Origin of the sequence: Pseudomonas sp. UBA3149 (genome assembly GCF_002364655.1) — a bacterium.
Lineage (GTDB): Bacteria > Pseudomonadota > Gammaproteobacteria > Pseudomonadales > Pseudomonadaceae > Chryseomonas > Chryseomonas luteola.
The window spans coordinates 68592-89493 of record NZ_DEYV01000010.1; the positions used below are offsets into that span (position 1 = coordinate 68592).

Consider the following 20902-nt stretch of genomic DNA (forward strand, 5'->3'; position numbering starts at 1 on the left):
GGTAGTTTAAAAAGCAACGGGCCGCATGTGCGGCCCGGGCTTCAAGCAAGGCTATCAGTGTTTCAAGCCTAGCTTCTTCTCCAGATAATGGATGTTCACACCGCCTTTGCCAAAGGCTTCATCGCGCGTAAGCATGCGATGCAGGTCAGCATTGGTTTTGATGCCATCGACAATCAGTTCATCCAGCGCGTTACGCATGCGGGCCATCGCCTCGTCACGGTCACGTCCCCAGGTGATCAGCTTGGCGATCAGCGAGTCGTAGTTCGGCGGAACCTTGTAACCGCTGTACAGGTGCGAATCGACCCGTACGCCATTGCCGCCCGGCGCGTGGAAGTGCTTGACCAGGCCAGGCGAGGGCATGAAGGTCTTGGGGTCTTCCGCGTTGATCCGGCACTCGATGGCGTGCCCGGTGATTTTGATGTCTTCCTGTTTGATCGACAGCTTGTTGCCAGCAGCGATGCTCAGCATCTCCTTGACGATGTCAACACCGGTAATCATCTCGGTAACCGGGTGCTCCACCTGAACGCGCGTGTTCATTTCGATGAAGTAGAAACGGCCGTCCTCATAGAGGAACTCGAACGTACCGGCACCACGGTAACCGATCTCAACGCAGGCCTGAACGCAGCGGGCGAGTACTTCGGCACGTGCCTTTTCGTCGATCTGCGGGGCAGGTGCTTCTTCAATGACTTTCTGGTGACGACGTTGCAGCGAGCAGTCGCGGTCGAACAGGTGAACGGCATTGCCCTGGCCATCGGACAGAACCTGAACTTCCACGTGACGCGGGTTGCCTAGAAACTTTTCCAAATAAACCGTAGAGTTGCCAAACGCAGCGCCTGCTTCGGTCTGAGTCATGCTGATGGACTTGATCAGCTCGGACTCTTCGTAAACCACGCGCATGCCACGGCCACCGCCGCCGCCAGCCGCCTTGATGATGACGGGGTAGCCCACTTCGCGTGCAATACGCAGGCACTCGGCTTCGTCGGTTGGCATCGCGCCATCGGAGCCGGGAACCGTGGGTACGCCTGCCTTTTTCATCGCATCCTTCGCGGAGACCTTGTCGCCCATGAGGCGGATCACGTCTGCGGTCGGACCGACAAAGGTAAAGCCGGAGCGCTCGACCTGTTCGGCAAAGTCGGCATTTTCTGCCAGGAAGCCGTAGCCAGGGTGAATAGCGGTGGCGCCGGTAACCTCAGCTGCGCTGATGATGGCCGGGATGTTCAGGTAAGACTGAGGAGACGGGGCGGGGCCGATGCAGACCGATTCGTCGGCCAGGGACAAGTGCATCAACTCACGATCAGCGGTGGAGTGTACGGCCACCGTCTTGATGCCCAACTCCTTGCAGGCACGAACCACACGCAGGGCAATTTCCCCGCGGTTGGCGATCAGGACTTTTTCCAGCATCGCGGACTCCTGTCGATCAGACAATGGTGAACAGCGGCTGGTCAAACTCAACCGGCTGGCCGTTTTCGACCAGGACAGCGCCGATGGTACCGCTGGTTTCGGCTTCGATGTGGTTCATCATTTTCATGGCTTCGACGATGCAGACGATGTCGCCTTTCTTCACGGCTTGGCCCACTTCGGCGAAGGGCGCAGAGGTAGGAGAGGAGGCGCGATAGAAAGTGCCTACCATGGGTGAGCGAACCACATTGCCTGTCAGTTGTTGCGCAGCGGGTGCTTCGGCAGCCGGGGCAGCAACCGGAGCGGGTGCAGCAGCCGGGGCAGCGACGGGCGGAGCAGCGTAGACAGCAGTCTGTACAGCACGCTGACTCTGACGGCTGATGCGAACGGATTCTTCGCCTTCACGGATCTCCAGTTCGTCGATTCCGGATTCTTCCAGCAGTTCGATCAGCTTCTTGACTTTACGAATGTCCATTAACGTTGGCACTCCCCTAAGGTCTGTTACGTTTAAGTTTTTGTCGGGCACATCGAGGTGTCGATTCAATGCCCGGTTATGCAGCGGCTAGGCGTTCTGTGCCTTGCCTGTCATTTCGATTGCAGCGTCAAGCGCCATGCGATAACCGCTGGCACCGAGACCGCAGATCACCCCTACGGCAACGTCTGAAAAGTAGGAGTGATGACGAAAGGGTTCTCGCTTGTGCACGTTTGAAAGATGCACCTCGATGAATGGGATGCTCACAGCCAGCAATGCGTCACGTAGCGCAACGCTGGTGTGAGTGAAGGCAGCAGGATTGATCACAATAAAATCCACGCCTTCATGACGAGCGGCATGGATTCGTTCGATCAGTTGGTGCTCGGCATTGCTCTGGAAATAGTCCAGTGTATGTCCGGCCGCTTCCGCGCGACACTTGAGATCCTGGTTGATTTCATCCAGCGTGACCGCGCCGTAGACGCCCGGCTCGCGGGTGCCCAGCAGATTCAGGTTGGGTCCATGCAGGACCAGCAGCGTAGCCATGACGACATCCTTCAACAGGCAAAGCGATGGCCGCGGACTATGCCGCATTGCTCGCTGACTGTCCAGTCGCCCGATGTTTGCTGTAAATGCCAGCACGTTGGGCGAAATTTTATCTAATTGGGGGTTATAAGGTTTTTTGAGCGCGTTCGAGGTGTTTGGCAAACGCATCTGCGCCGATTTCACCAATGACCCTCAGGTCTTGGGCTTCCTGTCCCTTGCGATCAAAAAACTGGATCGCGGGCGGGCCAAAGAGGTGGTAACGATCCAGAAGAGCACGCTGTTGTGCGTTGCTGGCCGTAATGTCGAAGCGTATCAGACGAAAGGCAGTCAGCCGGGCCATGATGGCAGGATCGTTGAACACTTCACGCTCGATTACCTTGCAGCTGATGCACCAGTCGGCATACCAGTCGAGCAGAAGGGGTTGCCCCGCATCCTTTGCGGCCTTCAAGGCAGCATCCAGTTCGGCGGGCGTACTGACCGTCTGCCAATTCGAGGCGCTGGTACTGCTAGACAGGGTGGCAGGAGATGAGGTCACTGTGAGCGGGCGAAGCGGATCTGAGCGGCCTTGCAGCGCACCAATCCATGCCGCTACGGCATAGACCAGCAAGGCCAGTCCCAAAAGCTGAGCCAGCTTTTGACGGGGAGTCTTGGGTGTCAACTCTAAGGCTCCAAGGAACAGCCCGGTTCCGCCGGCCAGCAAGCCCCATAGGGCCAATGCCACAGGGCCGGGCAGCAAGCGTTCCAGCATCCAGACGGCTACTCCGAGGAGCAGAACGCCAAAGGCGTTTCGTACACCCACCATCCAGGCACCGGATTTGGGTAGGAGAGCCCCACCGCCTGTAGCAAAAAGAATAAGTGGAGTACCCATCCCCAAGCCCAGAGCAAACAGCTTGAGTCCACCGCCTAACGCATCACCACTGCTGCTGATGTAGAGCAATGCACCCGCCAGTGGCGCCGAGACACACGGCGATACCAACAGGCTGGAAAGAACGCCCAGCGTGGCTGCACCTAGTACGGAGCCGCCCTTCGCGCCACTGGCCAGGCGGTCGACTGGGTTTCGGATAAAGGCGGGCAGGCGAAGCTCGAACAGTCCAAACATGGCCAGTGCAAAGGCTACGAAGAATGCAGCAAAGGGAACGAGCACCCAGGCCGACTGCAGACGCGCCTGCAGATTGAGGCTTGCGCCAAAAAGCCCCATCAGCGAGCCCAGGAGGGCAAAGCACCCTGCCATGTGTACGACATACACTAGAGAAAGAAATAACCCGCGGCCTGCGGTATGAGAGCTTCTGTCCCGACCGTGAAGCAGGACTGAAGACATGATAGGCAGCATGGGCAGTACGCAAGGGGTAAAGGTCAATCCCAGGCCTGCCAGGAAAAACAGGAGCATGTCACGCCAGTGCCATGCGGTTTCTATTGTCGTTGAAGAGGGCACGGTAGCGGGTAAGGCAGAGGCATCACCCAATGCGATCTGCTTGGTTTCCGGCGGGTAACACAGCCCCTTGTCCGCGCAGCCCTGGTAGGTAATGGACAGCTGTCCGGATGCTCCTGCCTGGGCCAGCGGGACCTCGATATCCACTACATGATGATAAACCTGTACATCGCCGAACCACTCATCATACTTGGGTTCTCCAGCCGGTAAGACAATGTCCTGTGTCAGGCCCTCTGGTTGTGTGCTGAATTGAAAGCGATGCCGATACAGGTAATAGCCGTCTGCAATAATGAAACGCAGCACCTGTTTATCAGGAGTGGATTCGAGCTGCTCCAGCCGGAACGCCTGGTCAACAGGTAGAAAGTCGCTGGCGTTACTTGAAGCGCCAAGAGTCGATGCAGGACGGTTACCGTCAAACAGGCCGGCAGAGACGGGCGGGGCGATAATCAGCAAAAGCAGAAATAACAGGCGGCGCATGACACTCTCGGCAGGTGAAACTCCCGGCCATGATACCGAAAGCGTTCGCCGCTAGCCCTCAGGAATTGTCTCCATATGCGTGATGGATTGTCAGGCTGACGGCTGGGGCTGATAGATTTCCACGCGGTTACGCCCACTGCGCTTGGCCTGATAAAGCGCCTCATCAGCCTGCCTAGCCAGGCTCTTGATGTCCTGGTCGGGCTGCAGCTGTGCAACCCCTGCGCTGAACGTGCAGAAGAGGCTTTCCTGCTGGGCTGGATAGCAAATTTCTGAAAACCGTTTGCGGATTTCATCGATCAGTCGCAGGGCATTCTGGCTATCGGTGTCCTGCAGCACCACGGCGAATTCCTCGCCACCGTAACGGCCGATATGATCGGTCTTGCGCAGGCGCTGTTTCAGAAACAGGGCCAGGCTCTTGATGACGCGATCCCTCATAGGATGGCCATATTGATCGTTCACTTTTTTGAAGTGATCGATATCGAGCATGACAAACGACAGGCTTTTGCTGCGTCGGCGAGCCAGAAAACTCGCGTCCTCCAGGAGCTGCAAAATGTGGGTATGGTTATACAGACCTGTCAGACTGTCCTGAACGATGCGCGCTTTGAGGTTACGTGCCCTGGCGGCGCGTGTACGCACGGTGGCGATCAAGTGGCGGGGTTTGATCGGCTTGGTCAAAAAATCATCGCCGCCTTCGCTCATGGCATCCAGCTGCTTGTCCAGATCACCTTCAGCCGAAAGGTAGATAATCGGGACGCTTACGTAGCGCTCATGCTGACGGATGACCTTGGCCAGCTCCGTCCCCATGCACTCCGGCATATACATGTCCAGAATGATCAGGTCCGGGTTGAACTCGGCAAGATGCGGCATCACGGCAGTCGGGTTGAGCAGGGTGCGAGTCACGATGCCGGCACTGTTTAAAGACATCTCCGTATGCATCGCTTGGGCGCGCGAGTCGTCGACGATCAGGGCGCGGATCGGGTCGTAATAGGCGACGCGGGTCAGCGTTTCGACCTTTTCAAGCAGGTGCGAGGCATCCAGGGTGCCGGTATAGAACTCGTGGCCACCCGCGCGTACGGCTGCCAGACGCATGGCGGTGTCGGCTTCTTCATGACTGAAGAACAGCACTGGCAGCTTGATAGTCAGGTTCGCCTGGATTTCGGCTGTCAGCTGAAGACCCGCGCCCGGGCCGTTGAAATCGACTTCCATAATGAGCACTGCCGGGTGGCGCTCGGAAATAGCCTGGCGGAATGTGACTGCGTCTTCGAAGATATGAATCGTGACGCCAAAGTACTCCATTTGCAGGGCCAGGCGCTCAGAGCGCTCCCGATCCTGCAAGGCAATATAAATAGGCTTGCGCAACGGGGGAAGGTTGGTGCTTTCCAGCTGATCGCCATGGCGTAAGCCAGTGCGAGACAAGCTTTGCATGAGCTGGCTCAGTTCTGAAATCGTTGTACTGGTCAGGCGTCCCCGGTTGGCCTCGACGGCCAAAAGACAGCCAGCAATCCGTTCTGCCAGCTGGCTGTGCTCCTGCTGATCGAATCGCTGGGCATAGCGCAGGAGGCGATTGTTGGCCTCGGTCAGCTCTTCCAGGCTTGCCGTACTCCACTCCACACGATGCAGGCGTTGCCAGATTTCCAGAACATGTCTGGCCTGGGTGATGACCCTTTGGGCAAAATGGTTCTTGATACGGTCCAGTGAAGGATCGTCATGCTCGCTCATGGTAGTCCGGCTCGTCCTGAGTAAAGATCGGTGGCGATAGGCCATCACTAAAGCCTACCAGCATCGCCTTGCTAGGTCATCGGCTCAGGATCGAGCAACATTAGGACCAAGAGCTGAACGGCTTATGTACACTACCGAACGTACTTAATCGGCAACCCCTTGTCATAGACGTGGTCGAACGCTGGAGTCGACTATAAGGAATAACATCATGCTGGACTGGAAGAATCGTACAAGCAGTTGGAGGCGGCGGACAGACGGCGCTTCGGCTGTTGGCGGCCGCCCCTGGCTGCGCGCCGTGGCTATCATCATCGGCCTTTATCTGCTCGTGATGTTTATCCTGGGTTGGTACTGGAGCCGCGAGCCGGACCGCTTTCCTGTTCAGCAGCATGCCCAGGAAGCGGCGTCTGTCGCTCAACGCAAACTGGCCCTGGGCTATACCACGGTAGAGACACTCAAGATGGTGGCGGGCACTTTGCTCGACAAGCCAGGCGGCTATCTGTCCAACGATGTTGCGCCTCCTGGTCTCTGGCTCGACAACATGCCTTCCTGGGAGTACGGCGTCCTGGTGCAGGTACGTGATCTTTCCCGTGCGCTGCGTAAGGACTTTGCCCGCTCTCAGTCTCAGTCAACGGAAGATGTTGATTTGGCCAAGGCCGAGCCACACTTCAACTTTGACAACCGTAGCTGGGCGATGCCGTCTTCGGAGTCTGAATATCGTGCGGGTATTCGCTCCCTTGACCTTTACTTGGCGCGTCTGGGTGGGCAGGAGCAGCAGCGTGCGCTCTTTTACGCGCGTGCCGATAACCTGCGTAACTGGCTGGGCGACGTAGAGACTCGCCTGGGGTCGCTGTCACAACGGCTCTCCGCCAGTGTGGGCCGTTCTCGTCTGGATGCTGACATCAATCCCAATCAGGATCTGCTCCCCGGACAGGTGCCTGAAGTTCACGAGCGTATCGTCAAGACGCCCTGGCTTCAGATAGATAACGTTTTCTACGAGGCACGCGGGCAGGCCTGGGCGCTGTCTCATATCCTGCGCGCCATCGAAGTAGATTTTGCCGATGTGCTGGCCAAGAAGAACGCAACGGTAAACGTGCGCGAAATCATTCGTGAGCTGGAGGCCGCTCAGCAGCCGGTCTGGAGCCCGATGATTCTCAATGGCAGTGGCTTCGGTGTTCTGGCTAACCATTCTCTGGTGATAGCTAACTATATCTCCCGCGCTAATGCGGCAATTATCGACTTGCGCCAGCTGATGGAGCAGGGTTGATACCTCGCCTGGCTGCAGTGTTGCGCTGCAGCCAGGCAACTTTCATTGAACGGCCTGTTCAATACCTCTCCATACGCATGTCTTGCGCTTATCAGGCGTTATCAGCCTATCCACCCCTGAGCCATACAGGAGGTCTCATGTCAGTTGAAACATTGACTATTCAAGGTATATCCCGTCCCGTCAGCCGCATCGCCCTGGGTACCTGGGCGATTGGCGGCTGGATGTGGGGCGGTAGTGATGAATCCAAGGCCATCGCCACGATCCGCAGTGCAGTAGAGCGTGGTATCAATCTAATTGATACTGCGCCCGTCTACGGTTTCGGCAATTCCGAAGAGATCGTGGGCAAGGCGCTGGAAGGAATACGCGATAAAGCAGTGATTGCTACCAAGGTCGCACTGGACTGGAATGATGACGGCCCATTCCGTAACGCTACTCCGGCCCGTATCCGTCAGGAAATCGAAGATTCTCTGCGTCGCCTTAAGACCGATCACATCGACCTTTACCAGGTACATTGGCCAGACCCCTTGACACCCATTGACGAGACTGCCCGCGAGTTGGAAAAGCTGCGCCAGGAAGGAAAAGTGCTGGCCCTGGGCGTCAGCAACTTCTCGCCTGAGCAGATGGATGCCTTTCGCGATGTAGCCCCTCTGGCAGCGGTACAGCCTCCCTATAACTTGTTCGAGCGCGATATCGAAAAGGACGTACTGCCTTATGCCAAGGATCACGGGCTGGCGGTGTTGGCTTACGGGGCACTGTGCCGCGGCCTGCTAGCCGGTAAAATGTCACCCTCGACACGGTTTGATGGGGACGATTTGCGCAAGGTCGATCCAAAGTTTCAGTCACCGCGTTTTGAGCAGTACCTTGCAGCAGTGGCCGCGTTGGAGGATTACGCCCGTGCTCGCCATGACAAGACGGTCTTGGCGCTGGCTATCCGCTGGATTCTTGATAAGGGCCCAACGATTGCGCTGTGGGGTGCACGAAAGCCCGAGCAGATCGAGGGAGTAGACGAGGCATTCGGCTGGTCCCTGAGCCAAGAGGAGCTAGACGAAATCGATAAAATTCTGACCCGACATGTGACTGATCCGGTAGGGCCGGAATTCATGGCGCCACCCACACGAAAAGGGTAATGAGCCCAGCAGCAGGTTTTCTGTGAGCCTGTCATGAAAATATCCAGCATTGACGCAAATTTGTACTTAGCATTTGCGTTCAATGCTGGTAAATTGCGCGACCTTTTGATGCGCAGCCCCTGCCAGAGTGGGGCGCTCTTGGTTGGTTCTCCAGCCTGTCGCTATCCTGACCCTGTGAGGAATGCCCGGTGGTCAAGAAAGCCTCTTCCTTTGCCGGTCTCGGCGGCCTGGTGTATTCCACCGATAGTGGTCGTCATTGCCCGGCTTGTAACAAACCTCTCGCTGACTGCCTCTGTAAGCAGGCCCCCGTGCAGGCTGGAGACGGTATTGCACGTGTTCGCCGCGAAACCAAAGGTCGTGGCGGCAAGACCGTGACCACGGTCAGTGGTGTGCCTGTGACGGCCGATGAATTGAAAGAATTGGCGAGCACACTGAAGCGGCGGTGCGGTACTGGTGGTGCGTTGAAGGATGGCGTCATCGAGATTCAGGGCGATCATGTCGACCTGCTGATTGACGAGCTGACCAAACGCGGTTTCAAAGCCAAGAAGTCCGGCGGTTAAACGAACGGTTCCACGTTCAGGCCATATCTATCCAAACTTACCGCAGCGATCTGCGGTCAACACCTTATTACCTTTCAACAGGAGAATCTGGCGGATGTCCCCACGACGTACGCGCAAAGATGACGGCAGCCAATGGACCGTAGCCGATAGCCGTAGTGTGTACGGCATTCGCCACTGGGGCGCTGGCTACTTCGCTATCAATGACATCGGCAATGTCGAAGTCCGTCCTCATGGTCCCGATGGAGAGCCCATCGACCTTCATCTACTGGTGGGGCAACTGTGCGAGGCGGGTCTTTCGCTGCCTCTATTGGTGCGCTTCCCTGACATTCTGCAAGGTCGCGTGCGGGCACTGACCGGTGCGTTCGATGCCAATATCGAGCGAATGGAATATGGTGGTCAGTACACGGCCCTGTATCCGATCAAGGTCAATCAGCAGGAAGCGGTCGTTGAGAACATTATTGCCACGCGTAATGTGTCGATCGGGCTCGAGGCTGGCTCCAAACCTGAGCTGATGGCTGTGCTGGCGCTGGCGCCCAAGGGGGGCACCATCGTTTGCAACGGTTACAAGGATCGCGAATTCATACGCCTGGCCCTGATGGGGCTCAAGCTTGGTCACAACGTCTTCATCGTGATCGAGAAGGAGTCCGAAGTCCCGCTGGTGATTGAAGAGGCGGCCGATCTCAAGGTGACTCCGCAGGTAGGTCTCCGCGTTCGCCTGTCATCGCTGGCTTCCAGCAAATGGGCCGATACCGGGGGCGAAAAGTCCAAGTTTGGCCTGTCGGCGGCACAGTTGCTGTCCGTGATCGAGCGTTTCCGCAAGGCAGGACTCGAGCAGGGGGTTCGCCTGCTGCATTTCCATATGGGTTCGCAGATTGCCAATCTGGCTGATTATCGTCAGGGTTTCCGTGAGGCCATTCGGTATTACGCCGAACTGCGCGCGCTTGGATTGCCGGTCGATCATGTCGATGTGGGCGGTGGCCTGGGTGTGGACTACGACGGTACGCACTCGCGTAACGCCAGTTCCATCAATTACGACATGGATGACTATGCCGCGACGGTCGTAGGGATGCTCAAGGAGTTCTGCGATCGTCAGGGCCTTCCACATCCAAACATCTTCTCGGAAAGTGGCCGTGCCATGACTGCGCACCATGCCGTGCTGGTCATGCAGGTAACCGATGTCGAGCGCAACAACGACGCCATGCCTGATATCGAGAATTTCTCCGACAAGCCTGAAGTCGTGCAGTGGCTGGTTGAGCTGCTGGGTGATACCGATCCGGAAATGGTGACCGAGACGTACTGGCGTGCAACCCAGTACGTGAGCGAAGCCTCTGCGCAGTATGCGTCAGGTCGCCTGAGCCTGAGTGACAAGGCGCTTGCAGAGCAATGCTACTTTGCGATCTGCCGTCGACTCTACAATCAGCTCAAGGCACGCCAGCGTTCGCATCGCCAGGTGCTGGACGAACTGAACGACAAGTTGGCCGACAAGTACATCTGCAATTTCTCGGTTTTCCAGAGCTTGCCGGATACCTGGGCGATAGGGCAGATCCTGCCTATCGTACCGCTGACGCGTCTGGATGAAGAGCCGATGCGCCGCGCGGTGTTACAGGATCTGACCTGTGACTCGGACGGCAAAATCAACCATTACGTAGATGAGCAGAGTATCGAGACCAGTTTGCCGGTTCACGATGTGCGTCCGAATGAAGATTACATGTTGGGTGTATTCCTGGTAGGTGCCTATCAGGAAATCCTGGGCGATATGCATAACCTGTTTGGCGATACGGACTCGGTCAACGTCTATCAGGATGCGGATGGCACTGTGCGTCATGGTGGCATCGAGACTCATGACACCATTGAAGACATGCTTCGCTATGTGCACCTCTCGCCAGAGGAGCTGATGACCTACTACCGCGACAAGGTAGCCGGGGCAAAGCTGACTGCACGCGAGCGTACGCAGTATCTGGATGCCTTGCGTCTGGGATTGACCCGCTCGTCCTATCTCGCAGGTTGATCAAAAAAGGCCCTGGTTATTACCAGGGCCTTTTTTATTTCATGTGCAACAGGTAGTCACTACCGCCCAACTGCCGGACCTGCTCCCGTATCCAGTTGGCACGACGGCTGACGTAAGCGCTAGGATGACTTGGACTCCATTCCCTAGGGTTGGGCAGAATGGCAGCCAGCAGGCTGGCCTGTCGATCCGACAGGTACGGTGCGCCAATACCGAAATGGTGCTGCGCAGCGGCTTCAGCGCCGAAGACGCCAGAATCCCATTCAACGCTGTTGAGGTAAACCTCCAGGATGCGCTGTTTGGGCCAAAGGGTTTCAATCAGCACGGTAAACCAGGCTTCCAGGCCTTTACGTACCCAGCTACGGCCCGTCCAGAGAAATAGATTCTTGGCAACCTGCTGACTGATCGTGCTAGCTCCACGTAGGGAGCCACCGGCTTCGTTATGGCTGAAGGCCTGACGAATGGCGTCCATGTCGAAGCCCCAGTGCTCACTAAAGTGTTGATCCTCTCCTGCCACCACCGACATCTTCAGGTTGTCTGGTAGTTCACGCCATGGCCGCCATTCCCGCTGCAGATCGATGGGCTTGCCATCGATCCAGGATTCTATCTTTCGTTCGACCATGACCATCGAGCCGGGTGGGGGCACCCAGCGAAAGAGCAACACGAGCAGTACGCTCGCAGCCATGGAGATGAGTATGTAGCGAAATAGACGGCGTAGAAGAGAGCGCACCATGCGACTTGGTCTTTAGTTATGAGCGGTCCATTATAACGATCGCTTCGATTCTGTCTGGGAGTTATCCATGCTTCGTACGTTTCTCATGCTGGCCGCCGTGTTTGGCTTTACTGGCGTCGGCCTTGGTGCATTCGCCGCCCATGGTTTGAAAGGGCGACTGTCGCCGGAGCACCTGGCTGTATTCCAGACCGGCGTGTTATATCAGCTCATACATGCCCTGGCATTGCTGGGCGTTGCCCTGCTGGCTACGCATCTGCAGGGGCGTTTGGTTAGCTTGGCCGGCGCCTTCTTCGCCATAGGGATTATTCTGTTCTCTGGCAGCCTTTATATTCTGACATTGTCCGGTATCAGCAAGCTGGGCATCGTCACGCCTTTTGGCGGGCTCGCCTTCCTGGCAGGGTGGGTTTGTCTTGGATTGGTGGCCTGGCGTCTGGCCTAGATGACGATACAACGTTGGTCATCGTGGCAGAAGGGGCTAGAATGCAGCCCTTCATACATTTCAGACCGCTTCTGCCATGCGCATTCAATTGAACGGCGAATCTTTCGAACTTCCTGACGGTGCCACCGTGGCGGACTTGCTCGTCCGGCTTGAACTGACCGGAAAACGGGTAGCCGTGGAACGAAACCTCGATATCGTACCCCGCAGCCAGCACGCCGATACCACGCTTGTGGACGGCGATCAGCTGGAAGTGGTTCATGCTATTGGTGGCGGCTAGACCGCCGGAGAATCTGCCATGAACAGCAATCGTCAAGATACACCGCTTACCCTGGCCGGACGCACTTACCAGTCGCGTCTGCTGGTGGGCACCGGTAAATACAAGGACCTGGAAGAAACCCGTCTGGCCATCGAGGCGTCGGGAGCCGAAATCGTGACCGTTGCGGTTCGCCGGACCAACATCGGTCAGAATCCCGGTGAGCCTAATCTGTTGGACGTTATTCCACCGGATCGCTATACCATTCTGCCCAATACGGCTGGCTGCTATGACGCTGTTGAAGCTGTGCGTACCTGCCGTCTGGCGCGCGAGCTTCTTGATGGGCACTCACTGGTCAAGCTTGAGGTACTGGCGGATCAGAAAACGTTGTTCCCAAACGTCATCGAAACCTTGAAGGCCGCCGAAACCTTGGTAAAGGATGGGTTCGATGTCATGGTGTATACCAGTGATGACCCTATCATTGCCCGTCAGTTGGCGGAGATTGGCTGTATTGCGGTTATGCCGCTGGCCGGTCTGATCGGTTCCGGTCTGGGTATCTGCAATCCGTACAACCTGCGCATCATTCTGGAAGAGGCCAAGGTGCCGGTTCTGGTCGATGCCGGTGTAGGTACTGCTTCGGATGCCACCATTGCAATGGAGCTGGGATGTGATGCCGTCCTGATGAACACCGCCATTGCCCACGCCAAGGATCCTGTCCTGATGGGCGAAGCCATGAAGCACGCCATCCTGGCAGGGCGCATGGCTTATCTGGCAGGTCGCATGCCACGCAAGCTATATGCCTCCGCCTCGTCACCTCTGGAAGGTCTGATCAGCTGATCACGACGTTTCATTCCACCTTAACCTTAACGACCCGGCCTTCAGGCCGGGTCGTGCTGTCTTTGTGAATAGCCATGAGCGATCAGGAATTCGATAACGCACCCGCACGCCCAATGCGTACCATCAAAAGTTTTGTCATGCGTGCGGGACGTATGACGGAAGGTCAAAAAAAGGGGCTTGACCAAGGCTGGCCCCGCTTCGGTCTCGACCTGGATGCGGGGCTACAGGATTTCGACGCTGTGTTTGGTCGCCAAGCGCCTCGTACCTTTGAAATCGGCTTTGGTATGGGACACTCTCTACTGGAAATGGCAGCCGCAGCGCCGGAGCAGGACTTCATTGGTGTTGAGGTCCACCGTCCTGGGGTCGGCGCGTTGCTGAACGGCCTTCTGACACAGCAATTGTCCAATGTGCGTGTCTATAGCTGCGATGCCTTGGAAGTGCTTCGCCAGTGCGTGGCTGATGCAAGCCTGGATCGGGTCCTACTGTTTTTCCCGGACCCATGGCACAAGGCCCGCCACCATAAGCGTCGTATCGTTCAGCCTGAGTTTGCCGAGCTGATTCGTAGCAAGCTCAAGGTTGGTGGGGTGCTGCATATGGCAACCGACTGGGAGCCCTATGCGGAATACATGCTGGAAGTCATGAGTGTCGCGCCGGGGTATCGGAATCAGGCTTCAGATGAGCGCTATGTTCCGCGTCCCGAAGAGCGACCCATCACTAAGTTCGAGCGTAGAGGTGAGCGACTTGGGCACGGTGTCTGGGATTTGAAGTTCGAGCGTACCGAATAATAAAAAAGGCCTGACAGATGTCAGGCCTTTTTTCTGCGTATCTCAGCGTCGCTCGGCTAGAACACCCAGCAGACAAGCACCGACCAGCAAGGCGGGTGCCAGGCTGTAATTGTTGAACTGTCCTAAGCCTTTCACAACCCAGGGGGTCAGGTGGGTAGTTGCCGCGCCGTAAAGACTTACTGAAGCCGAAGCTAGAACCGGAACCCGTACAAAGGTAGGTAAACTGCCCAGGCGCTGCTTCATCCAGTTGTTGATTTCAGTGCCGAACATTACCAGCAGGGTTGAAATCAGAGCCAGGGCGATCTCGGCCAGATGACCGCGGCACCAGCGAGAAGCCTCTGCAATAAGGCTAAGTAGGTAGTCCAAGCGTCATGTCTCCTTAGTCAGACAGAAAATGCTGCAGCACATCATTCAAAAAAAGCTGCCCTCGGGACGTAGGGGCCAACCTGGTCGAATCCTTCTCAAGCAGACCTTTGCCGCGTAGCGCTTCCAGTGCCCCAGATAGGCTTTCCAAGGGCTGACCGGTTCGCTGTGTATACTGCTCACTTGAAACGCCCTCTACCAGGCGCAGGGCATTCATCATGAATTCAAAGGGCAGCTCTGCTGGCGTCAGTACACGCTCACCGGCCTGGAAATGCTTGGCAGAATCCAGATAGTCCTTGGGAAGGCGCGTCTTCCAGGTGCGAATAATCTGACCATCAGGTGCGCTCAGCTTGGCGTGGGCGCCCGCGCCAATTCCAAGGAAGTCACCGAATGTCCAGTAATTCAGGTTGTGACGTGCCTGGCGTCCAGGCTGGGCATAGGCCGAGGTCTCGTATTGCCGATAACCCATTTCGGCAAGTCGAGCCTGTCCCGCTTCCTGAATATCCCAGAGGGTATCGTCTTCAGGTAGCTCAGGCGGCTGGCTCCAAAAGACGGTATTGGGCTCCATGGTGAGCTGATACCAGGAAATATGCGTAGGCGCGAGGGCAATCGCCTGTTCAAGATCTGCCATCGCATCGGCAACGCTCTGGTCTGGCAGGCCGTGCATGAGGTCCAGATTGAAGTTATCGAACCCTGCCCGACGTGCCATTTCGGCGGCTCGAACCGCTTCGTCCTGCCCGTGGATCCGGCCCAAGGCTTTTAACTTGGCATCTTGAAAACTCTGGATGCCAATTGAAAGCCGGTTGATGCCGAGCTGCCGGTAGGCGGCAAACTTGTCCTGTTCGAATGTCCCTGGGTTAGCCTCAAGGGTAATTTCGATATTGGAAACAAAGGCAACGCGGCGTTCGACGCCTTCAAGCAAGCGCCCCAGCGCCCTGGCTGAAAACAGACTGGGAGTACCACCTCCAAAAAAGATGGAGGTCAGTGGTCGGCCATGCACATGGACAAGGTCCGCATCCAAGTCTGCCAGCAAGGCATCGACATATGCCTCTTCAGGTAGCTCGGGTCCTGCTGCATGCGAGTTGAAGTCGCAATAAGGACATTTACGCACGCACCACGGAATATGGATATAGGCCGACAGGGGCGGCAGTTCGAACGAGGCTGATCGAATCAAAGTCCGAGCCGCTCACGAAGAATAGCCATGGCACGGGCACGGTGGCTGATACGGTTCTTTTCCTCAGGTGCCAGCTCTGCGCTCGAGCAGTCCCGCTCGGGCACCCAGAAAAGAGGGTCATACCCAAAGCCATGCTCACCTCGGGCTTCGAAGAGGATGCGCCCTTCCCAGATCCCTTCACAAACGATAGGAAGCGGGTCATCAGCGTGGCGAACCAGGGCCAGCACACTGACAAACTGAGCGCCACGCTCGGCTTCAGGAGTGCTTTCAAGAGCCTTGAGCAGCTTTGCATTGTTCGCGGCATCGCCGCGTCCTTCTGCATAGCGTGCCGAGTAGATACCGGGCGCGCCACCCAGGGCGTCGACAGCAAGGCCGGAGTCATCGGCCAGGGCGGGCAGGCCGGATACACGCGCTGCATTACGCGCTTTGAGAATGGCGTTTTCAATAAAGGAAAGTCCAGTCTCTTCCGGTTCGACCTGACTGAATTCACCGACGGAGCGCACCTTGACGGCATCACCCAGCATGGCTTGAAGTTCTTTGAGCTTACCGGCGTTGTGGCTGGCCAGCACCAGCTCGGACAATTGAATCATGTCGTGTCATCTCTGGTTTAAGGCGGAGACAGGCGAATGCCTGCTCGCATGATATGAAATCTGGAAAGTCGATGTACGTGATTCAGATGGCGGGTCATGACGTCATCTGAATCAGTGTGACGAACCTGTCTTACAACGACTGGCCCGTCACGCGATAAATACCGATCTCGCCCAGGAGGTTGGGCCACAGGCGGCTACCAATGCCGTGGCGGTGCTGACGGTCAACGGCCAGCCGGTCAAGCACCTTGACCTTGAGTTCGTGGCACAGACGCTCGAAATCCTCAAACGTACAGAAGTGGATGTTCGGCGTGTTGTACCAGGTATAAGGCAAGAACTCCGATACCGGCATTCGCCCGTTACGGGCCAGATACCAGCGGCAGCGCCAGTGACCAAAATTCGGGAAGGTAATGATGCATTCTCTGCCTACGCGCAGCATTTCCTCGAGAATACGATCAGGATAATGTACCGCTTGCAGGGCCTGGCTCATAACAACAATGTCAAAGCTGTTGCTGGCAAAATTCCCCAGCCCCTTATCCAAGTCCTGCTCAAGGACGTTTACACCTCTGCGAATGCACTGCTTGATGTTTTCGTCGTTGATCTCAAGGCCATAGCCGGTGACCTGCTTGTTTGTCTGCAGATAGGCAAGCAGCTCGCCATTACCACATCCCAGGTCAAGGACCCGGCTACCGGCGGGAATCCAGTCTTTGATGATATCCAGATCGGCACGCACGTTCAGGCCCTCATACAGCAATGCGATTCATATAACTAACGAAGGCTTCCAGGTACCGGGGGATCGGTAGAAGAAAAGCGTCATGCCCTTGTGGCGCGTCGATGTCGAGATAGCTGACATTTTTTTTCGCTGCAATCAAGGCATCCACGATCTCGCGTGAGCGGGCCGGTGAGAAGCGCCAGTCTGTCGTAAAGGACATGATGCAGAAATCAGCCTTTGCATCTGCAAACGTTCTGGCTAGATCACCATCGTGTGCACTGGCGGGATCAAAGTAATCCAGCGCTTTGGTCATCAGCAGGTAGGTATTGGCATCGAAGCGGCCTGAAAACTCTTCGCCTTGATAGCGCAGGTAGCTTTCGACTTGAAATTCCACACTGTGGAAGTCGTAGTTCAACTTGTCTGTCTTGAGTTCGCGGCCAAACTTCTGCCCCATTGCGTCATCGGACAGATAGGTGATGTGACCTACCATGCGGGCCAGCATCAGTCCTCGCTTGGGTACGACGTTCTGCTCATAGAAGCGACCGCCATGGAATTCTTCATCAGTCAGAATGGCTTGGCGTGCCACTTCATTAAACGCAATGTTCTGAGCTGACAGTTTGGGCGCCGAGGCGATAGCCATGCAGTGACGTACACGATCAGGGTAGCTGATGGTCCATTGCAGGGCCTGCATGCCTCCCATGCTGCCGCCTACGACGGCCGCCCATTGTTGAATGCCTAGCGCATCAGCCAGACGTGCCTGGCTATTGACCCAGTCTTCCACGGTAATGACAGGAAAGTCGGCGCCGTAGGGCTTTCCTGTAGCAGGATTGGCGCTGCCTGGGCCTGTTGATCCGTTACAGCCGCCCAGGTTGTTCAGTGCGACGACAAAGAACCGGCGGGTATCGATGGGCTTTCCTGGACCGATACAGCTGTCCCACCAGCCCGGCTTGCGATCCTCCATGCTGTGGTAGCCCGCCGCATGGTGATGGCCGGACAGGGCATGGCAAATGAGCACGGCATTGCTACGGTTTTCGTTGAGCTCTCCATACGTCTCGATGACCAGATCGTACTCGGCCAAAGACCTGCCGCAAGCCAATGGGAGCGGCTCGGAGAAGTGAAGGACCTGAGGCGTAACCAGGCCTACGGAATCAGGGGGTATGACGCTGGGCATTTAAGGCTCTTATACGTGAGAGGGCGCCAGTCTAAAGAGCGCCATCGCAAGCGGCAAGCATCCTGCAAGCAGGGTGCTTGCCGCATCGGATAAAGGCCCGATGTGGCTAGGCGACACTTACCCCGGGGAGAGCGACGACCTTGGCATGGCGTTGGGCCGGAGCAGGGCGGCGCAACTGTCGCAAGATATCGTTGGCCTCATCAAGCTGACCTGCCAGTGTTTCGCAGTAGGTTTGCAGACGACTCTTCTGTTGCTGGGTATCCAGCGCCTGCTGGGTCAGCGCCTTGAGCTCCAGCATATTGGATTCCAGCAACTGCTTGTGCTCGCGGGTAAACTGAATGAGAGGCAGCAGGGCAACCTCGTTCCAGCGTTTGGCTTCCCGACAGGCCTGCTCATGCACGAAGACCGCTTCCTTTACCAGCGTTGCAAAGAACCGGCGAGTCAGCACACGCTGTTCAGTAAACAGCGTTTTCATCTGACGACGGAAACGGTCCGACTTTTGCTGTAGCTGGCGAAGCGCACGAATCTGCGCTTTGACACGCAAACGGGGAGCATCCAGGCGATGGCCAGGATTTTCTTCGTTGTGACGCTGGTAAATCGACTGAAGAACCTTGTTCGCACGTTCACCCTCGTAGTAAAGGGATAACATGTCGTGTTCGACGCTTTGGAAGAAGCGATGGATCGCTTCGCTGATGCCTAGTGTGGTCCAGCTTCCTGCAAGGTTATTGCGTACGTCGGTCAGGTGCCTTTCAAGGCGTGCCGGGTTCAGGGCATCGTTAAGTAGGACGGCCTGCCCCTGAAGCATCCGCTGTGTGGTGCGCAGGTTAAGTAGCCGCTTGTGATAAAGCGCATGCTCCTCACGTGTTTTTTCTATCTGCTCTGCTAGCGTCGAGCCGGTAGCGGCATTTTCCAGTAATGCATGTTGCCGCTTCATATCCTCGAAGCGTTCGCCCAGAAGCGCATAGCTGCTCGCCAGAAGTGAAATCACCTGATTGACCACTCGGCTTTGTAGCAAACGCTCTCTGTGTCCAACGATACGGTCACAGAGCAGGCGTTCGAGGGCGGCCAGCTGGCTGCGCTCAAGCAGCGCTGTGTCATGGCGTACCTTGGCAAGCAAGGCCTGCTTGGCAGACAAGGGCAGTACATCCGTCATGGGAATGCCCAGATGACGAGCGCTGACCTCACGAATGCGCTGGATGGACTGATCGACGGATTCGTCACCATTCAGGTCGCCCCAGAGGGTATCGATCTTGTTGAGTACCGCAAACAGCGAGCCTTCCGCGTCGTCACTGGTTGGCTTGATGTGATGCTCCCACAGCTGAAGGTCGGAGGCTGTAACCCCCGTATCGGCCGCGAGCAGAAACAGTACGGCCTGAGCGGCTGGAAGCATCGAAAGTGTCAGTTCAGGCTCACTGCCAAGCGCGTTGAGGCCTGGCGTATCGAGTATGCGCAGGCCCTGACGCAGCAAGGGATGATCGAAGTTGATGATCGCATGGCGCCAGGTCGGGATTTCGACCATCCCGTCCTTGCTGGGCTTGTCCAGCTGCTCGGCATCGAATCCAAGGGATATGGCCTGCTCAACCGGCACTAGGCGCGTTTCGGCGACCTTTCCGAGCGCAGCTGCCATGAGGTCCGGCTGTTCGTAATCCAGTGCAATCTGTTGCCAACGGGCCGTATCGCTTCTCATATCTGCAATACTGAGGTCATCTAGCCGTGATTCGATAGGTAGAAGCCGAATATACGGGGCTTCTGCCTTGATATCATAGAAGAGCTCGGTAGGGCACATGGTTGTTCTGCCAGCCTGGGACGGCAGCATGCGCTGCCCGTAGTCGGCAAAGAACAAGGCATTGATCAGTTCGGTTTTTCCACGGGAAAACTCACCAGCGAAAGCTAGCGTAATGTGATCGTCGCGCAGGATCTGAACACAGCGTGCCAGGGTTTCATCAAGGCTTTGCGAATTGAGGCGATTACGAACAAGCCAGCCGCTGTAGCGATTGATCTGCTGTATGAGTTCAAGCTTCCAAGTCGCGTAGGCATCGACTTGCTGAGACAGACGCTCCATACCCCATCCCTGTCATCATCATGAGCGTAATAAAGGGCGGTACGGTGCCGTAAGGCGGGTCTTGCGTCAATCAAGACCCGACGGGATTCTCTAGGCGGTCACGCAAAGTGTGTGAATGGTTAACGATAAAGGCCCCACCGAACAGATGGGGCCATCGCTTACAGGAACGGTGCGAGGACCGACGGCATACCTGACATCATGGCCAGGTTGTTGATGATCAGCATGTCGATCAATTTGATCGCAATGAACGCGAAAATGGGCGAGATATCCAGCCCGCCCAGGTTGGGCAGAAGGCGGCGGAAAGGCGCCAGCACAGGTTCGCAGATCTGGTTTACAAGCTGGGCACTGGGGTTGTAACTGCCCGGCGCGACCCAGGAGAGAATCACGCTGATGATCATGGCGAAGAAAAAGACCTTGAGAAACAGGGACGCCACGGCAATCAACGACCAGATGAACAGATGGGCAATTGCTCCGCCGATGCCATATTGCATGGTGATCAGGGTGAGGCCGTTTATGCCTTCAACGTTGGTCAGGAGAAGCAGCAGAACCATGAGAACCAGCTGTACCAGTACCGCAAGCGCCAGCGATGCCAGATCGATGCCGCCAAAGCCTGGAATGACTCTGCGTAGCGGGCGCAGCAAGGGTTGTGTGGCTTTGACGATGAATTGACTCAGGGGATTATAGAAATCTGCCTTCACGAGTTGTAGAATGAAGCGCAGCAAAACAATGAGCAGATAAAGACTGCCAAGCGTTTGCAGAATAAGAATCAGGGCGGTATTCAATCCGTACATG

At 56.6% G+C, this 20902-nt stretch carries 21 protein-coding genes; 8 read left to right on the forward strand and 13 right to left on the reverse strand.

Features of this window, described 5'->3' with window-relative positions; all coding sequences use genetic code 11:
• Positions 1-54 precede the first annotated feature (54 nt).
• The 5 genes from accC to B3729_RS06250 all read right to left on the reverse strand — a co-directional run bounded on the left by accC (position 55) and on the right by B3729_RS06250 (position 6038).
• The gene (gene accC / locus B3729_RS06230) at positions 55-1401 is read right to left on the reverse strand and encodes an acetyl-CoA carboxylase biotin carboxylase subunit (protein WP_019364327.1); all 1347 of its coding nucleotides are present in this window, start codon (positions 1399-1401) and stop codon (positions 55-57) included.
• Positions 1402-1417: 16 nt separating this feature from the next.
• Positions 1418-1873, reverse strand: a complete 456-nt coding sequence (accB, locus tag B3729_RS06235) for an acetyl-CoA carboxylase biotin carboxyl carrier protein (RefSeq protein ID WP_010795424.1) — start codon at positions 1871-1873, stop codon at positions 1418-1420.
• 87 nt (positions 1874-1960) lie between these two features.
• Positions 1961-2413: a type II 3-dehydroquinate dehydratase gene (aroQ, locus tag B3729_RS06240; protein WP_010795423.1), complete on the reverse strand. Its 453-nt coding sequence runs from the start codon at positions 2411-2413 to the stop codon at positions 1961-1963.
• A gap of 124 nt (positions 2414-2537) precedes the next feature.
• Positions 2538-4319, reverse strand: a complete 1782-nt coding sequence (locus B3729_RS06245; protein ID WP_286787412.1) for a protein-disulfide reductase DsbD — start codon at positions 4317-4319, stop codon at positions 2538-2540.
• A 90-nt stretch (positions 4320-4409) separates the two neighbouring features.
• Positions 4410-6038 (reverse strand): response regulator, encoded by a 1629-nt coding sequence (locus B3729_RS06250; protein ID WP_286787413.1) that lies wholly within the window; start codon positions 6036-6038, stop codon positions 4410-4412.
• Positions 6039-6246: 208 nt separating this feature from the next.
• Between B3729_RS06250 and B3729_RS06255 the strand changes: the two genes are divergently transcribed.
• The 4 genes from B3729_RS06255 to speA all read left to right on the forward strand — a co-directional run bounded on the left by B3729_RS06255 (position 6247) and on the right by speA (position 10997).
• Complete coding sequence (locus B3729_RS06255) at positions 6247-7302, forward strand: DUF2333 family protein (protein WP_197870861.1); 1056 nt, start codon at positions 6247-6249, stop codon at positions 7300-7302.
• 137 nt (positions 7303-7439) lie between these two features.
• Complete coding sequence (locus tag B3729_RS06260) at positions 7440-8429, forward strand: aldo/keto reductase (RefSeq protein WP_019364332.1); 990 nt, start codon at positions 7440-7442, stop codon at positions 8427-8429.
• A gap of 188 nt (positions 8430-8617) precedes the next feature.
• Entirely contained in the window at positions 8618-8989 is a 372-nt protein-coding gene (locus tag B3729_RS06265) for a translation initiation factor Sui1 (protein ID WP_010795418.1), read from the forward strand.
• 94 nt (positions 8990-9083) lie between these two features.
• A complete protein-coding gene (speA, locus tag B3729_RS06270; protein ID WP_010795417.1) occupies positions 9084-10997 on the forward strand; it encodes an arginine decarboxylase in 1914 nt (637 codons plus the stop codon).
• Positions 10998-11031: 34 nt separating this feature from the next.
• On the opposite strand, the gene mtgA is transcribed toward speA, so the two are convergent.
• A complete protein-coding gene (gene mtgA, locus B3729_RS06275; protein WP_286787414.1) occupies positions 11032-11727 on the reverse strand; it encodes a monofunctional biosynthetic peptidoglycan transglycosylase in 696 nt (231 codons plus the stop codon).
• 67 nt (positions 11728-11794) lie between these two features.
• Here mtgA and B3729_RS06280 point away from each other — a divergent pair, with 67 nt between their 5' ends.
• The 4 genes from B3729_RS06280 to trmB all read left to right on the forward strand — a co-directional run bounded on the left by B3729_RS06280 (position 11795) and on the right by trmB (position 14041).
• Positions 11795-12166 (forward strand): DUF423 domain-containing protein, encoded by a 372-nt coding sequence (locus B3729_RS06280; RefSeq protein WP_286787415.1) that lies wholly within the window; start codon positions 11795-11797, stop codon positions 12164-12166.
• A gap of 76 nt (positions 12167-12242) precedes the next feature.
• The gene (thiS, locus tag B3729_RS06285) at positions 12243-12443 is read left to right on the forward strand and encodes a sulfur carrier protein ThiS (RefSeq protein ID WP_010795414.1); all 201 of its coding nucleotides are present in this window, start codon (positions 12243-12245) and stop codon (positions 12441-12443) included.
• An 18-nt stretch (positions 12444-12461) separates the two neighbouring features.
• Positions 12462-13256, forward strand: coding sequence for a thiazole synthase (locus B3729_RS06290; RefSeq protein ID WP_074824958.1), 795 nt, complete (start codon positions 12462-12464; stop codon positions 13254-13256).
• Between the two features lie 113 nt (positions 13257-13369).
• Positions 13370-14041, forward strand: coding sequence for a tRNA (guanosine(46)-N7)-methyltransferase TrmB (gene trmB, locus B3729_RS06295; RefSeq protein WP_219653295.1), 672 nt, complete (start codon positions 13370-13372; stop codon positions 14039-14041).
• A 42-nt stretch (positions 14042-14083) separates the two neighbouring features.
• Here trmB and B3729_RS06300 read toward each other — a convergent pair whose 3' ends face one another.
• From B3729_RS06300 to B3729_RS06330, 7 genes are all read right to left on the reverse strand, one after another.
• Positions 14084-14407 carry a DUF3392 family protein gene (locus B3729_RS06300; RefSeq protein ID WP_122041877.1) on the reverse strand — a complete coding sequence of 108 codons (324 nt, stop codon included), beginning with the start codon at positions 14405-14407 and terminating at the stop codon, positions 14084-14086.
• 13 nt (positions 14408-14420) lie between these two features.
• A complete protein-coding gene (gene hemW / locus B3729_RS06305) occupies positions 14421-15578 on the reverse strand; it encodes a radical SAM family heme chaperone HemW (RefSeq protein WP_286787416.1) in 1158 nt (385 codons plus the stop codon).
• Complete coding sequence (rdgB, locus tag B3729_RS06310; protein ID WP_125887769.1) at positions 15575-16168, reverse strand: RdgB/HAM1 family non-canonical purine NTP pyrophosphatase; 594 nt, start codon at positions 16166-16168, stop codon at positions 15575-15577. Before rdgB ends, hemW begins: the two co-directional genes overlap by 4 nt.
• Before the next feature lie 130 nt (positions 16169-16298).
• Positions 16299-16898: a methionine biosynthesis protein MetW gene (gene metW, locus B3729_RS06315; protein ID WP_010795408.1), complete on the reverse strand. Its 600-nt coding sequence runs from the start codon at positions 16896-16898 to the stop codon at positions 16299-16301.
• Between the two features lie 10 nt (positions 16899-16908).
• The gene (gene metX / locus B3729_RS06320; protein ID WP_010795407.1) at positions 16909-18048 is read right to left on the reverse strand and encodes a homoserine O-succinyltransferase MetX; all 1140 of its coding nucleotides are present in this window, start codon (positions 18046-18048) and stop codon (positions 16909-16911) included.
• A 106-nt stretch (positions 18049-18154) separates the two neighbouring features.
• Entirely contained in the window at positions 18155-20110 is a 1956-nt protein-coding gene (locus B3729_RS06325; RefSeq protein ID WP_286787417.1) for a dynamin family protein, read from the reverse strand.
• A gap of 158 nt (positions 20111-20268) precedes the next feature.
• Entirely contained in the window at positions 20269-20901 is a 633-nt protein-coding gene (locus B3729_RS06330) for a YggT family protein (RefSeq protein ID WP_286787418.1), read from the reverse strand.
• Position 20902 lies beyond the last annotated feature (1 nt).

Coding starts and splice junctions, on each gene's coding strand:
- accC (WP_019364327.1), bottom strand. CDS start 1,401: ATGCTGGAAAAAGTCCTGATCGCCAACCGCGGGGAAATTGCCCTGCGT.
- accB (WP_010795424.1), bottom strand. CDS start 1,873: ATGGACATTCGTAAAGTCAAGAAGCTGATCGAACTGCTGGAAGAATCC.
- aroQ (WP_010795423.1), bottom strand. CDS start 2,413: ATGGCTACGCTGCTGGTCCTGCATGGACCCAACCTGAATCTGCTGGGC.
- B3729_RS06245 (WP_286787412.1), bottom strand. CDS start 4,319: ATGCGCCGCCTGTTATTTCTGCTTTTGCTGATTATCGCCCCGCCCGTC.
- B3729_RS06250 (WP_286787413.1), bottom strand. CDS start 6,038: ATGAGCGAGCATGACGATCCTTCACTGGACCGTATCAAGAACCATTTT.
- B3729_RS06255 (WP_197870861.1), top strand. CDS start 6,247: ATGCTGGACTGGAAGAATCGTACAAGCAGTTGGAGGCGGCGGACAGAC.
- B3729_RS06260 (WP_019364332.1), top strand. CDS start 7,440: ATGTCAGTTGAAACATTGACTATTCAAGGTATATCCCGTCCCGTCAGC.
- speA (WP_010795417.1), top strand. CDS start 9,084: ATGTCCCCACGACGTACGCGCAAAGATGACGGCAGCCAATGGACCGTA.
- mtgA (WP_286787414.1), bottom strand. CDS start 11,727: ATGGTGCGCTCTCTTCTACGCCGTCTATTTCGCTACATACTCATCTCC.
- B3729_RS06280 (WP_286787415.1), top strand. CDS start 11,795: ATGCTTCGTACGTTTCTCATGCTGGCCGCCGTGTTTGGCTTTACTGGC.
- thiS (WP_010795414.1), top strand. CDS start 12,243: ATGCGCATTCAATTGAACGGCGAATCTTTCGAACTTCCTGACGGTGCC.
- B3729_RS06290 (WP_074824958.1), top strand. CDS start 12,462: ATGAACAGCAATCGTCAAGATACACCGCTTACCCTGGCCGGACGCACT.
- trmB (WP_219653295.1), top strand. CDS start 13,370: ATGCGTACCATCAAAAGTTTTGTCATGCGTGCGGGACGTATGACGGAA.
- rdgB (WP_125887769.1), bottom strand. CDS start 16,168: ATGATTCAATTGTCCGAGCTGGTGCTGGCCAGCCACAACGCCGGTAAG.
- metX (WP_010795407.1), bottom strand. CDS start 18,048: ATGCCCAGCGTCATACCCCCTGATTCCGTAGGCCTGGTTACGCCTCAG.
- B3729_RS06325 (WP_286787417.1), bottom strand. CDS start 20,110: ATGGAGCGTCTGTCTCAGCAAGTCGATGCCTACGCGACTTGGAAGCTT.
- B3729_RS06330 (WP_286787418.1), bottom strand. CDS start 20,901: ATGTACGGATTGAATACCGCCCTGATTCTTATTCTGCAAACGCTTGGC.